This is a genomic window from Breznakiella homolactica, assembly GCF_016616095.2.
Taxonomy (GTDB): Bacteria; Spirochaetota; Spirochaetia; order Treponematales; family Breznakiellaceae; genus Breznakiella; species Breznakiella homolactica.
The window spans coordinates 3,462,160-3,475,976 of sequence record NZ_CP067089.2 but is presented as its reverse complement, the minus strand read 5'-3'; the positions used below and the strand labels follow the sequence as shown (position 1 = coordinate 3,475,976).

Below are 13,817 nucleotides of genomic sequence, written 5' to 3'. Positions count from 1 at the left end.
GAAATAGACATGGATACGACCGCCAAAACATTTTTTACCGGCCTTCTTAAAAAGGAACTCATCACCGCCATGGGCTGCACCGAACCGGCAGCGGCGGCCCTAGCCGGAGCCGCGGCCCGGAAAGAACTCGGGGCCAGGCCGGAAAAAATCACCATCAGGGCAAGCCGGGATATCATCAAAAACGCCATGCATGTGGGTATTCCCAATACCGGGTTAAAGGGAATCGCCGCGGCCGCAGCCCTGGGTATTTCCGGGGCTGACCCGACAGAAAGCCTCAGCCTTCTGTCCCATGTGTCCCCGGAACAGGAAGCCGAAGCGGCGGCCTACCTGAACAGCGGATCGGTCCGTCTGGAACTGGCCGAGGGAGTTCCTCCGATTTTTATTGAAGTTGAATTGGAAGCCGGAGGACAGTCCGCGTGCGCCCGGGTCCGGGACGAACACCATAAGGTAAGCATCGTATCCCGGGGCGCCGATTCCGCCGGAGATAAATCGGTTGATCCGGAAAAAACGAAAGCCCTGGAGCTGCTCAAACTTCCCCTGATATGGGAATACGCCGGAAGTGTTCCGCTGGAAGATATCGCCTTTCTTATAGACGCGGCAAAAACAAATCTGTCGATTGCGCAACATTCCGCGGAAAAAGGCTACGGCATCGGCGTCGGAAAAGCCATGCTGCGGGAGCAGGCAGGCGCCGCTCCGGGAGAACTGTTCCGCCGGGGAGCGGCTCTGGCCGCGGCGGCTTCGGACGCCCGGATGGCTGGCTGCTCCATGCCGGTGGTCATAAACTCGGGAAGCGGCAACCAGGGCATCACCATCGCGGTTCCCGTAATAGTGCTGGCCCGGGGTCTTAAAAAAAGCGATGAGGATCTGGCCAGGGCTCTCTGCCTGGCGAACCTTACCGCCCTGATGGTGACCTACCGCAAGGACCGGCTTTCGGCTCTCTGCGGGGCCTTTACCGCGGCCATGGGAACCGCCGCCGGATTTATCCGGCTGCTCGGCGGCAATACGGACGATATTACCCGGGCCATCGACAATATGGTCGGCAACCTGACGGGAATTCTCTGTGACGGCGCTAAAAGCAGCTGCGCCCTTAAGATTTATTCCTGTGTTGAGGCCGCCGCCATGGGCGTGCAGCTGGCTCTGACCGGCCGATCGGTTCCTTCTTCCGAAGGTATCATCGGTGAATCCATGGAAAGCACCCTCGGTATTATAGAGAGAATCTCCCACGACGGTATGGTACCCCTGGATAAAACGGTCCTGGAGATTATGCTCGAAAAGGGAAACAAGCGATAAAAAAAGCAGCCTAAAAGGCTGCTTTTTTTCGTATTACCAGCGGTTGCCGTAACCGCCGCCGCCGTTGCCGCGGTCACTGCGCTGAGGCTTGTCCATGGCTTCGTTTACTTTGAGGGTGCGGCCTTCGAATTCCTGGCCGTTGGTGCCGCTGATGGCAGCCTGGGCTTCTTCATCGGTGCTCATTTCCACAAAGCCGAAGCCCTTGGAATAGCCGGTGTCCCGGTCGGTGATGATTTTTACTGATTCCACATTTCCGAAAGAGGAAAAGAGATTGCGGAGGGCATCTTCATAAGTCTGGTATGAGAGATTGCCTACATAGAGTTTTTTTGCCATTATGGCTTCCTTTGCCCGGTTTTCCGGGGCTTTCATGTTCCGCCTATCCAGGATAAGCGCGTACCCGTTATCGAAAAGCAAAGGCTTTAACCAACGGGGCTGAGCAGAGATGTGGACAGAGCGGACCTTTCATATGTGCAGTTGGATGTAATCTGTGTATTTTGAACAAAAGCCATGGGAAGACAGGATCCAAAAATTTCAGAAGGGACAATAGCATGTTGAAAAGATAGCTTTGACGTCTTAGGTTCTCCTACTCGTTGGATGTATTGTAACTGGATATCAGGGAAAAAGTCAAGAGAAGTTTTCGGCACCTTCAACTATTTTCTTTTTTTGATGAAGTAAATTTATCGGAAATTCTCCCTAACATAGCCGCCTCCGGCGGTAAATCTTGTGAAAAATCCCCTTTCCCCCTATGATGGGGCCATGAAACAGGAATTCCCGGACAGTTTTGCTGCCTACAGATCCTGCCGCCTCTGTCCCCGGGGCTGCGGTACCGACCGGACTGCCGGAGCTCTGGGTTACTGCGGCGAAACCGCGGATCTCAGAATCGCTTCGGCATCCATCCACCGGGGGGAAGAGCCGCCGGTTACCGGAAACGGTGGCTCGGGAACGGTTTTTATAACCGGCTGCACCCTGGGCTGCACATTCTGCCAGAACTGGCAGATATCCCAGTGCGGCATGGGCCGGGTTACGGATTCGGATGAATTCGCGGGGATCTGCCTGAAACTGCAGGCAGCCGGGGCGGAAAATGTCAACATTGTTACGGGGAGCCACGCTGTCCCGGCGATTGCCGAAGGGATAAAAGCCGCAAGGGAGAAAGGTCTTGGCCTGCCGGTTCTCTGGAATTCATCGGCCTATGAGGGTGTTTCTGCCCTGGATCTGCTGAGGGATACCGCGGACGTGTTCCTGCCGGACCTCAAAACCCTGGACAGCGGTATAGCTGGGCGTTTTTTTAAAGCCCCGGATTACCCGGAAGCGGCCAAGGCCGCTGTTGAGAAAATGATGGATCTGCGGGAACTGCGCTGGGCTCCGGCCCGGGGTTCCGCTTCCGGCGGAGACAGTACCGAGGTGCTGGTTTCCGGAACCATGATCCGCCACCTGGTCCTTCCGGATCATCTGGATTCCACCCGGGAAGTACTCCGATGGTACGCCGAACGGGCCATGGGAAAGGCCCTGCTCTCCCTGATGATGCAGTACACCCCGGTTCAGCGGGAGGGCGATAACAGCCAGGCCCCAGGCCGTTATGTGGAGGAACAGGAATACGAAACCGTCCTCGGCTGGCTGGATGAGTTCGGCATTGAAGAAGGTTTTTACCAGGAACTCGTCCCCGGCTCGGACTGGCTCCCGGATTTTAACCGGCGGAACCCCTTTTCATCGGATTTGTCCCTGCCGGTATGGCACTGGAAAGACGGATTCGTACAATAAATCACGGCTTGATTTTACCCTCTGTACCGACTAGTTCGATTGCGTCCGATCCATTTTTCTCTAGTCCCGACAGGATAATTTTTATTTTATTGAGATCCTGGGCTGTAAAAGATCCTCCGGTCAGGACCACGGTTCCGGAGGTTTCATCAGCCGGCTGCAGCAGCAGGGAATAGGTAAACCTTCCCGTATTGCCGTCCATGTCCTTGGCTGTTTCCGGGGACAGGGCCTTCCCCAATCTGCTGACGGAGGCGCCGCTGTCCAGGTAAGTCCGGTCCGCGGATGCTACCACCGCCCCTTTGCCTATTTGGAAGGAACTATACTTATCAAGGTATACTCCGGACCCAAAACCGGAACTCGCGGTGTTATTGTATACCGAGCCGTTCCGCAGCGTGAGCCTTCCGCCGTCCAAATAAAAGCCGCCGCCATCACCAGCGGTGTTCCCGGTAATAAAAGCCTGGGCGTCTTCTTTTACTTCAAAAGCGCCCATCGAACTGATAAAGACCCCGCCGCCGTTGGTATCACTGATCCCATCGGTAGCCCTGTTGTTGCGGATACGGGTCGTGCCTGTTTCAATCATTATATTACCGGCAGTATCGATATACAGGCCGCCGCCCTTTTCGCCTCTGTTGCCATGGATATCACAGTCTTCGAGGTAGAGGGTTCCTCCGAGGTTGAATATACCACCTCCGCGGGGCGTGGCGTAGTTACCCACGGCGGTTCCCCCGGTGATCTCCAGATTCCGCAGGGTGACGCGCGGCAGCGGCGGCGGCGGCGATACCAAGGAAGAATTAAGATATACAGCCCGGTGGGACGTTCCCGAGGCGTCAATTCTGACGGGCCTCCCGACCCGTTTATCCCCGGAAACAATAAGCCCATTCTGCACGAAACTGCTCATGTTGGAAAACTGATCAAATTCCACCAATCCATTGGTTCCCGGAGTATAGGAGCCGGTAATATCCCCCAGCAGCATGATCCGCGCGGTCAGAGAGCTCGACTCCCCGCTCCACAGAACCAGGGCTCTATCGATGGTCTTCACCGGAGTGTTCCGGCTCCATCCGCCGTTGGTATCGCTGCCTCCGGCGGGGTCCACATACACGTAATTCCGCATGGAGGTTTTCCATACCGTACGGGGGGACGCGAAATGGTCCGCCGTCTCCGACCAGCATTCCAGGGTTTCCCCCGCATATAGATAGAAGGGAGATCCGTAGATATGTTCTCCTCCGCCGTCAATCCGGTACTTAATAACATCCACGGATTCTTTACAGTGAAGGGTGATGAGTTCCCGGTCGTTGTCGATTTCGCTGCTAAGGGTAATCCCCACCAGGGCGGACTGGTCCAGTCCGTACCAGGTGGTTTTTCCGTTTGCCGTAAAACCGTAGGTGTCGCTGAGGGTAACGGAATAGTTGAACCTGGAAATATCCTCCCCCAGGACCTGACTTACCGGGAAGTCGAGAATATACTGCTCATAGCCATCAAGCACTCCGGCGCCGGATTGGGTAAGGACTATTCCGTCGCGGTCGGTCCAGGAATTCCCCGAACGGTAGTAGGTACTTCCTGAACCGACAGGGTTTCCGTCTTTGCGGAATTGAATGGTGACGAAGTCGAGATTTGGGAACAGGGACCCGCAGTTCATCTCCCAGGCAACCGTGACCGTCCCGGCGCCGCCGAAGGCATCATAGGTGTTGAGGTTCACCGGCGGCTCCGGGGGAATGTGGCAGACAATTTTGGGAAAGACATAGGGTTTGTAGCTGCGCCCGAAGCTGTCCTGTATTTCGAGCTGCAGTTTAAACACATCCCCAAGATCAGCCTGGAGTATACTGATTTCAACCGATTTCAGATCATCGGCCACCCGCAACTCGGCGGCTCCCGGCGGGATGGGGGAGAATGATCCGTCACTGTTTTCCCGGAGCAGCTGGAAAACCGGGTCCAGACACTGGGGATTACTGAGGAAGACCCTGATACGCGCAGGGCTTCCCGGCTCGGCGGGGCTCATGGCATAGATCTCGTCGTTTGCAGGAAACTTTTCCCCGGAGGTTATAAACTGCCAGCGCATACCCCGGATGCTGAGACTTTCATCAATATACTCGGGCACCGAGAGGTTAAACAGGTTGCAGCCGGAGAAAAAGAAGCTCAGAATAAAACTTAAATAAAGAAAATTACGGAGGTTTTTAGATTTATGTGAATTCATACCTGTCTGCTTTACGAAATTTTGATGGTTATTACTGAAAATATATCACGTTTTTAGCAAAAAACACATCCTCAAGAAGCAGATCCTGTAAATAAAGTTACGGGAATAAATTCGGGTGTGATTGATCCGCGGTATTGCCGGTTACCGACAGCAGGGAAGACGTATCGGTAACTAGACCGGTATTATACAGACCGCCGCCAATTCCGAACGCGTGATTCCCGGTTATTGAAAAGGCATCTTCCACGGTCATACGGCTGTCAACGTAAATCCGGACTCCGCCGCCGTTTTGCGCTTTGTTTCCGCTTATTTCCCGTATAACCCCCGTACCGGTAATATAGCAGTTGCCGCCGCCGTAAAGGCTGACCCCGCCGCCGTCAGTTTTAGCGGTATTATTGAGTATAGATCCGTTGTAAAATCTGAACTTTCCGGAAATCCCCCGGACATCCACACCGCCGCCGGTACTTCCGGAGGTATTGTCTTTTATGTTCCCGTAGTTGAGGGTAAAGGTACCATTGCTGATAGCTATACCGCCGCCGTGGGCTCCGGTGGTTTTATTATTTGATATCACGGCGTTGCTGTTGCTTAAGGTTACCGCGGCCCCGGCTTTATTGATATACATACCGCCGCCGTATAACGCGGTGTTGCCGGTAATGGTGCCCCCGACCATGGACCAGGCCGCTCCCGGTGCCGCATCACCCTGAATATATACGCCGCCGCCGCCGAAATTGGACGCGTTATTGCTGATGGAACCGCCGGACATGGTAACCGTCACAGACTTTGACCCTACATCGCTGGTAATGTATATACCGCCGCCGTGATCGGTGACAGCAGTACCGGATGCGTTTTTGCCATTATTCGTTACCATTGCTGATCCGGAAATAGAAAGCGTGGAACTTCCTATATCTTCTTCCGCGGTATTGCCTATCCATATACCGCCGCCGTTGCCGGCAGCGCTGTCGGCTGCTCCGTCTCCGTAGGCCCAGTTCCCTTCGATTCTGCCCCCGGCCAGATCAAACTGACCCGACTGGACCGCGACGCCGCCGCCCCGGGACGCGTCGTTGCCGATGATGCTTCCCCCTAACATATAGAGCTTCAGGCTGAGAGAAGCGGTACCCACCACCAGAACTCCTCCCCCCATACCCGAGGTGCTGTTGTTCCGGATAGTGCCGTGGTTCATCACCAGTTTCGCGTTGTAATCCTGAATCTGTATTCCGCCCCCGCCGCCGCCGCTGCGGTTGTACTGTATATACGGAGCCGTGCCGCTGCCGCCGCTTGTTCCCAAGGCAACAGTTCCGTTGTTTACATAGATTCCGGCGCCCCAGACAGCGCTGTTGCCCGTGCCGGTATTGTCCCCGCCTATCCGGCCGCCGGTTATCGAAACGGTGTCTGGCGTATTTTCGTTATCGATGTATAGTCCGCCGCCGTTTTCGGCGGCGGCGTTTCCGGAAATTGCTCCGCCGGTCATGGTCAGCCGCGCCGTACCGGTGGCGGAATCCCTCAAAAATATTCCTCCGCCGGAATGGGTCTTTGTGATTCCGGCAGTGTCTTTTCCGTTATTCGCGACCAGGGCGCTTCCGCTGATGGTTACCGAAACAGGGCCGCCGGCAGCCGCAATAGCATAGATCCCGCCGCCGATGCCTTGTTCACGGCTGGCCCCAACCGCCCAATTTCCGGTGATGGTTCCCCCGGTCATGGTCAGATCCGCGTTGTTATACATATACACACCGCCGCCGCCGCTGAACGGTGAAGCCGATTCGGCGCAGTTACGGCTGATGGTCCCTCCGGTCATGGTCATATCCGCATTGTTATACACGTATACACCGCCGCCGCTGTCGGCACTGTTACCCGTTACCATACCTCCGGTCATGGTGAACAATGCCTGGTTTGCGGTATCACCGTAGACCGCGATCCCGCCGCCGGAAGAAGCCGCGGTATTGCTGCTGATGATTCCGCCGTTCATGGTGAATCTGCCGTACTGACCGACATTCACCCCGCCGCCGTTCCCGGCAGTGGTGTTATTGCGGATCGTACCGCCGTTCATAATAAAGATACCGGAAGGCAAATGGACACCGCCGCTGCGGTCCGACGTCATGCTGAATCCCTGGATAATTCCGCCGTTCATAATAAAACGGGTCGAATCCCCGTTAGTAAGAACCCCAGTTCCATTGGAATTGGCTATTCCGTCGCCCTGTATGGTTCCAGCGTTCATGGTAAAAACTCCGGATCCCCTGATAACGACACCGGGGCGGCCCTTGAGGATAAGATCACCGTTAAGGGAAACATCAGCGCTGGTAATATCCAACCCGAAGTTTGTGCCGTTATTAATTATATGTTCCTGGCTGCCCGTTGCCCCCCGGAATATTAATGGAGGGAATGATGAATACATTGCGGAATCGGTAATAGCAATACTGCTGCTATGGGAAACCTCTCCATGGATAATGATATACGCGGGACTGGCGTTGGCCCCGGTTCCGCCGGGCCAGTTATTAAGATAGGCAGTTTTTATGTCAGCCAGGGCAGCGGGAACGGTGAGGTAATCCTGCCCGGCTCCCACATGGTACACCGTTTCCGGGACGCCGCTCCCAATCCAGAATTCAACAATGTAATCCTTTTTCGTAATGCCATCCGGGGCGGTCACGGTAATGCGGAACTGGTGCGAGCCCGCGGCAAGGGTAAATTCCTTCAACGGATTGCCGGAAGAGTTTTCAGAGCATTGGTACCGCAGGGCGCTGCCCGGAGAACCGATCATGAGCCCCGCCGGAGCATTGTTGTAGGTTACGGCAACGGTCTGTCCCGAAACAGCCAGCTGCAGGGAAAGGGAAACCGAAAGGGGAGCGGCTCTGCTTACTGAATAAAAAGACGCTCCGGAAAAATTGACCGTATCGATTCCGCCGGATTCCATGGTTATGTCCGCCAGGGTTGTATTGGATGAGATAAAATCACTTTCGGTATATTTAAGGGAAGAAAGCAGGGAATCCGGGGTACTGCCGATCCACCGGTCGGTGGTGACCCCGCCGAAAACATGGATCGTCTCGACCATAGTCCGTATGGCCCGGCCGTCACTCCGCAGAAAGCACAGCACCAGCCAGCGTTCACCGGACTCTATGTCATTGGCGTAAAAATTGATTTTGTTGAACCCCGCATCTCCGGCGGTTATACCTGCCCCCGGCCCGGTCAGAGAAAAGATCTGCGAAAAAACAGGCGGATTCTCGAAGACATCTTCCTCACTGCTGTACAATTCCGCGGTTACCATGGTGATTTGGCTGACCCCGGTCATGTCCTGGAATTGAACCGTAAGATCAATGGATCCCGTGCCTGTACGGACATTTCCGGCGTAGACCACCAGGGATGAGGAAAGATCGGCAAAGGTCACCCCGGTTTTGTATCCCTCGGCAATTTTCGTATTCGACGCGTCCATGCCGTACACGGCTATCTTCATGGAGGCCGGTATGAAGTCAAACGACACGGGGACCCGCACTTCGGTTCCGGTAATTGCGGTACTGCTCCCGCTCCCGCATAAACCCCCGCCGGATTCGGAATACACCATTACGTCGAACCGTTTTATCTGTCCCGCCAGGGACGGAAGGCTTCCGGGAACAGCGGTCCGGGACATATCGTCCCGGAGATCCGGCGCGGAAAAAAGATCCGTCCCGATACGGATGGTGAGCACCGCTTCGCCGGAAGCACTCGGCTGTCCGGAACCCGTTCCGGGAGAATCCGCGGGTTTATCCGTAAACAAGTTGCGGCAGGAGGAACACAAAAGCAGGACCAGCAGAAGAGGCGCCGCGTACTGAATTATTCCGGCTCGTCTATTCGTACTCATCCTTCAGTTTCCCCAATCTGATTTATGGTTTTAATGGTATCGCCGTCAACCCACCGGAACCTGCCGTGGTTGGCGGTAAGCAATCCCGTCCCCCCGGCAAGAACCTTGGTTCCCGCGCTTGGTGTCTGTAGTACTATATAAGCGGTAATACCGCCAGCCGGCGAGAGGGTACCGCCTATAGTTATATATTTATAATCCCGCAGATAAACATTATTATCCTGTCCCACGAAGAAGTCACCATTGATGGTTAACCCGTTATTTACATACAGTCCCGAACCGGAATTTCCGGAATCTATCTGGTTTGACACGACCGATCCTCCGGCAAGGAGCGGACTGCCGTCGAGAAAATATATGCCGCCGCCCCCGCCGCTCCCGCCGGTGACTCTGTTGCCGCTGACGGTCCCGCCGTTCATTTCGATATATACAACCCGTCCGGTATCCCCGCCGCCGCCTAAAATACCGCCGCCGCCGGATGACGTAACACCGGAAGCAAGAGCCGCGGTATTGCCGCTGATGGTTCCGCCGTTAAGAATGAACCGGGCGTTCCTGGCATGGACGCCGCCGCCGCCGGTGAAGGCACCGCTGGTGATGGTGGCAGTATTTCCCGTTATTTCTCCCCCGTGCATAATGAACTCAGCGGTATCCGCGTTGTTGCTTTGGGTAACAAGGACACCACCGCCGCCTGAAAATGTACTGCTGCTGGTAACCGTATTATTGCTGATACTCCCGTTGTGCATAATAAACTCGGCATTTTTATTGCCGTCGCCGGTTCTTGAGACAACATAGACACCGCCCCCGCCGCTGACAGTACCGGTGCCGGTCACGGTATTCCCGGTAATATTGCCGCCGCGCATTATAAACTGCGCGGTCCCGAAAGCCTGCCCCGCCACGGCGACACCGCCCCCGCCGCCGGTCCCTACGGATACACTGTTGCCGCTGACGGTCCCGCCGTACATGGTGAAAGTCCCGCCGGCCGCATAGACACCGCCGCCGCCCGCGTTGGTACCGGTGGCGGTGACCTGGTTTTCGGAAATAGTCCCGCCATGCATGGTGAACGTTCCGGCGGACATATAGACACCGCCCCCGCCATACATGCTGCTCGCGGTACATCCCGTAATTGTTCCGCCATGCATATTGAAGGTACCGCCGTTTACGGAGACCGCGCCGCCGTTGCTGCTTCTTTTGTTATCCGCGAGTTCCGCGTTGCTGTACATAGTAAAGATGCCGCCCGCAGTGACGGAAATGAGCATGCTGTTTCCTGAAGAAGTTTTATCACCGTCTATCCGCAGGATACCGGAGGAGCTGCCTATGGAAAGCTCTCCGGAGGCTGTAATCTCAAACGCGGAATCCGCCGTACTTCCCCGTTTTATCGTCTTGGTACTCCCGTCCGGGGTCAGGAGGGTTACTTTTTTGCCGTTACCCACAGAGATAGTCCCAGTGAAAGTCAAATCATCGAGGATGGTGAAGGACGCCGAAGTATTGGCCGGAAGGCCCGCAACGGCTGTCTGCAGTTCGGACCAGCTGGTCACTCCCCGGCTGTAGGTAATGGAGCCGGTCCCAACGGTGAGGATAAAGCTCCCGGTGTAGCTTATGCCATCCATGCGCAGGACGATGACCGCGGTGTACTGGCCGGCGGGAGCGCTGATGTCCGGGGTATATGACGAGCCCGTGCTCCCCGCCAGGCCTATCCGCGTATTGGACGCATTCAAAAGCCAGCCGCTCCACTGGGCGTTCCCCGGGACCGCCGCGCCGGTTACGGAAATTTCCGGAGGCAGGCCTCCGGGAATATACGTCACCGGATCCGAGGGGAAAGAAAGGTAGGGAATCCCCCGGGTCAGGGTAGCCTGTATGACCGTACTCACCACGAGATATCCGGTCTTGCTGACCGACCAGTTGTTACCCCCGGAGGGAACCACCGTAAAGCGCCGGCAGTACGTTTCGATAATTCCGGCGTCCGCGCCGTCCCCGGGGATAATAACCGGATCGGTGGTCAGATACGACTTCGGCTGTATCCGGGCTATGGTGTCCGTCGATCCCGACGGACTGAAGCCGGCTGAACCGATTCGGAAGCCAAACAAATCGGTGTCGGTGCCGTTAACATACACAACATTATCTTCAGCCACCCGGGCGGATCCGCTCATTTGGAATATACCGGTACTCGTTTCGATCCGGACACCTTCATTGGTGCCGCCGCCGCTGGTATTGCCCTGTATTCTGCCGCCGGTCATAAATACGGCTCCGTTGGTATCAATAAATACCCCGCCCCCGGAGGCGGCGGTATTGGGAGTACCGCCTATGGTTCCGCCTTCCATAGTAAAATTGCTGCCGTCTTTTACATAAAGCCCGCCGCCGCTGCCGGAAGCGGTATTTCCGGAAAGGGACCCTCCGGATACTATCGCGCTGACAGCTTGATACACGGCGATCCCGCCGCCAATGGCGGATGAGTTGCCGTTCACCGTACCGTTACTCATGGAGAACGCCGCCGGATTCGTTGCGGCCGATGTAACACCGGTAACGAAAATCCCGCCGCCGGCTTCGGACGAATAATTCCCGGTTACGGTCCCGTTATTAAAGTTGAACCGGGTTAATCCCAGCTGGGCAATGCCGCCGCCGCGTTTCGTTACAACGGTCCCATTCCGCCGGCCGTTATCGGTAACCTTTGCGGTGCCGCTCATGGTAAACACAGCCATTTGGCCGCTGTTTTCCGACGTCACAAGGATGCCGCCGCCGTAGCCCGCCCAGTTCTGCTCTATGCTGCCGCCCTGCATAGTAAATTCCGTGGGTCCCGAACCGAGGACGCCTACAAACAGCAGCACACCGCCGCCGTATCCGCTGCTGTTGCTCGCGTAATTCCCGCTGATGGTACCGCCGGTCATGGTGAATTTGGTGCCCGTACCGGTACCGTCAGCCACGGCAACACCGCCGCCGCCGGCCCCCGATATTTTTGCTTCATTCCCCCGGATAATCCCGCCGGACATGGCGAAAACACCCGTTTCACGGACATGCACACCGCCGCCGGATAAGTTGCCGGTATTATTTTCAATAACCGCGCCGTCCCGCAGTTCCAAAGTACCGCCGGTTATATAGACACCGCCGCCGTCCCCCGCGGTATTGCCCCGGATCACCGTACCGCTGCCCAATACCAGGCCGCCGGCGCTTACCAGTATCCCGCCGCCGTTGCCCGTGGTATTCCCGCCCGTGAGAACGAGGTCCCGGAGGGAAACCGTAAGCCCGGCGCCGCTGAGGGCCATTACCCGGCGTGTTCCGCTGCCGGCATTGATCGTTATGGGCGAAACGGCCAGGGGGTCACCCACCAGGACAAGTTCTCCCGAGGCAATTCCCAGATTATTCAGGTTGAATAAATTTGAACCGTCCGTCACTTCCGAGGCGTTCGCCTGGGTAATGTTCTCCAGCAGCATATACCGGTACCGGGCCGTCCCGTTGACGCCCTCCCATTTCGTTTTAGCGTCGCTGAAACTCGCCACCGGGGATTTCCGGGACCAGCCGTCGTTGCCCGCGGCGCCTTCGGAGGGGGATACGTATATGTAATTGTTAAGCGTAATGGTTTCCATGGTGAAGCTGGAATCGATGTGGCCCGTGGTTTCGGACCAGGCGATGAGGCTGTCACCGGAATACGCCCAGAACTGACCGGCGTAATACTGCGGGGAACCGCCGTTTACCCGGTACCGGATCCGGTCGGCGGTAACTCCGTTCTTTTCCGCAGAAAGGACAATGGGAATACGGTCGAGGTATTCATCGTTCTGGGCAGCCAGCCGGGAGACCGTTACCGGCGGAGACTGGTCCAGATCGAATCCCGGTGTAGCGGTGATCTTCTCAAATCCGTAGGTATTGCGCAGGGTTATACAGAAGTCAAATAGCTCCAGCGGGTCCGATCCCATGTTCATGGGGAAGTTCCGGGAATAGACAACATAATTGGGATACGTACCGGCCCCGAAGGAGGACAATTCCAGGTTCCCGTCGGAACACCGCCACCGGCCGGTATTCGTATCGTACCGGTACACATACTCTTTGGTTTTTTCTGGCCCCTGGGGAGTCCCCTTCTGGAACTGCAGCACCACCTCTTCCACATCATCGTGATCCCCGGTAACGTACATCTCCCAGTTCGCCACCGCGGGGCCGCCCGCCGGGACAGCCGTGTCCACCCGCAGCTCCGCCGCCGGTTCCGGCGGGATATTGCAGACGATGAGGGGAAAAGCGGTAACCGCGTCGAATTTTCGTTTGGTTTCATCCGCCGCTTCCACATCAAGGTAAAAACGGAATGAATCCCGCAGCTGCGCCTGCCGGATTTCAATATATACGGTTTTATAATCCGCTATGACCGGAGCAGCCACCGAGGGATCGATAGCGGTCCGGGAACCGTCGCCCGCCGTATGGTACAGGGTAAGGTTCAGTGAATGCATGGCGGCGTTCATCAGCCGCACCCGTACCACGGCGGGATCGTCCCCGGGATTTATAGGTTCGATGGTCTTGATATTCTTTGGGTCCGCCGGAGCTTCAGTAAAATGGTCTGAGTGGAGGGAAGGGTCTTCCGCGACCACCGATGTGGTATATTTATCTATATAATCCGGCGCCGACAGGTTGAACAGATCGCAGCCGGATAAAAAACATGACAAGAAAAGAAGAGTACATGCGGCAGCTATGCTGTATTCGTTTCGGTTTGCTGTCATTTCTTTTCCAGGCAAAATAATACAGTATTTTACCACAGAAAATAGAGAATCTCAATTAATTACATTTTTA

6 protein-coding genes are annotated in these 13,817 nt (G+C 56.0%); 2 read left to right on the top strand and 4 right to left on the bottom strand.

Annotation, left to right across the window (positions count from 1 at the left end; genetic code table 11):
- The first annotated feature begins 9 nt into the window (after window positions 1-9).
- The gene (locus tag JFL75_RS15630; protein ID WP_215627608.1) at window positions 10-1,290 is read left to right on the top strand and encodes an L-cysteine desulfidase family protein; all 1,281 of its coding nucleotides are present in this window, start codon (window positions 10-12) and stop codon (window positions 1,288-1,290) included.
- A 33-nt stretch (window positions 1,291-1,323) separates the two neighbouring features.
- Here the strand turns inward: JFL75_RS15630 and rbp are convergent, their stop codons facing one another.
- Complete coding sequence (gene rbp, locus JFL75_RS15625; protein WP_215628628.1) at window positions 1,324-1,623, bottom strand: RNA-binding regulator; 300 nt, start codon at window positions 1,621-1,623, stop codon at window positions 1,324-1,326.
- A gap of 423 nt (window positions 1,624-2,046) precedes the next feature.
- Between rbp and JFL75_RS15620 the strand changes: the two genes are divergently transcribed.
- Entirely contained in the window at window positions 2,047-3,048 is a 1,002-nt protein-coding gene (locus JFL75_RS15620; RefSeq protein ID WP_215627607.1) for a radical SAM protein, read from the top strand.
- Between the two features lies 1 nt (window position 3,049).
- Here JFL75_RS15620 and JFL75_RS15615 read toward each other — a convergent pair whose 3' ends face one another.
- The 3 genes from JFL75_RS15615 to JFL75_RS15605 all read right to left on the bottom strand — a co-directional run bounded on the left by JFL75_RS15615 (window position 3,050) and on the right by JFL75_RS15605 (window position 13,747).
- A complete protein-coding gene (locus tag JFL75_RS15615; RefSeq protein ID WP_215627606.1) occupies window positions 3,050-5,236 on the bottom strand; it encodes a right-handed parallel beta-helix repeat-containing protein in 2,187 nt (728 codons plus the stop codon).
- Window positions 5,237-5,333: 97 nt separating this feature from the next.
- Complete coding sequence (locus JFL75_RS15610) at window positions 5,334-9,059, bottom strand: beta strand repeat-containing protein (RefSeq protein WP_215627605.1); 3,726 nt, start codon at window positions 9,057-9,059, stop codon at window positions 5,334-5,336.
- The gene (locus tag JFL75_RS15605) at window positions 9,056-13,747 is read right to left on the bottom strand and encodes a beta strand repeat-containing protein (protein ID WP_215627604.1); all 4,692 of its coding nucleotides are present in this window, start codon (window positions 13,745-13,747) and stop codon (window positions 9,056-9,058) included. Before JFL75_RS15605 ends, JFL75_RS15610 begins: the two co-directional genes overlap by 4 nt.
- Window positions 13,748-13,817: the final 70 nt, after the last annotated feature.

Excerpts from the sequence above, each read along its gene's own strand:
- JFL75_RS15615 (WP_215627606.1), bottom strand. The coding sequence starts at position 5,236 with ATGAATTCACATAAATCTAAAAACCTCCGTAATTTTCTTTATTTAAGT.
- JFL75_RS15610 (WP_215627605.1), bottom strand. The coding sequence starts at position 9,059 with ATGAGTACGAATAGACGAGCCGGAATAATTCAGTACGCGGCGCCTCTT.
- JFL75_RS15620 (WP_215627607.1), top strand. The coding sequence starts at position 2,047 with ATGAAACAGGAATTCCCGGACAGTTTTGCTGCCTACAGATCCTGCCGC.
- rbp (WP_215628628.1), bottom strand. The coding sequence starts at position 1,623 with ATGGCAAAAAAACTCTATGTAGGCAATCTCTCATACCAGACTTATGAA.
- JFL75_RS15605 (WP_215627604.1), bottom strand. The coding sequence starts at position 13,747 with ATGACAGCAAACCGAAACGAATACAGCATAGCTGCCGCATGTACTCTT.
- JFL75_RS15630 (WP_215627608.1), top strand. The coding sequence starts at position 10 with ATGGATACGACCGCCAAAACATTTTTTACCGGCCTTCTTAAAAAGGAA.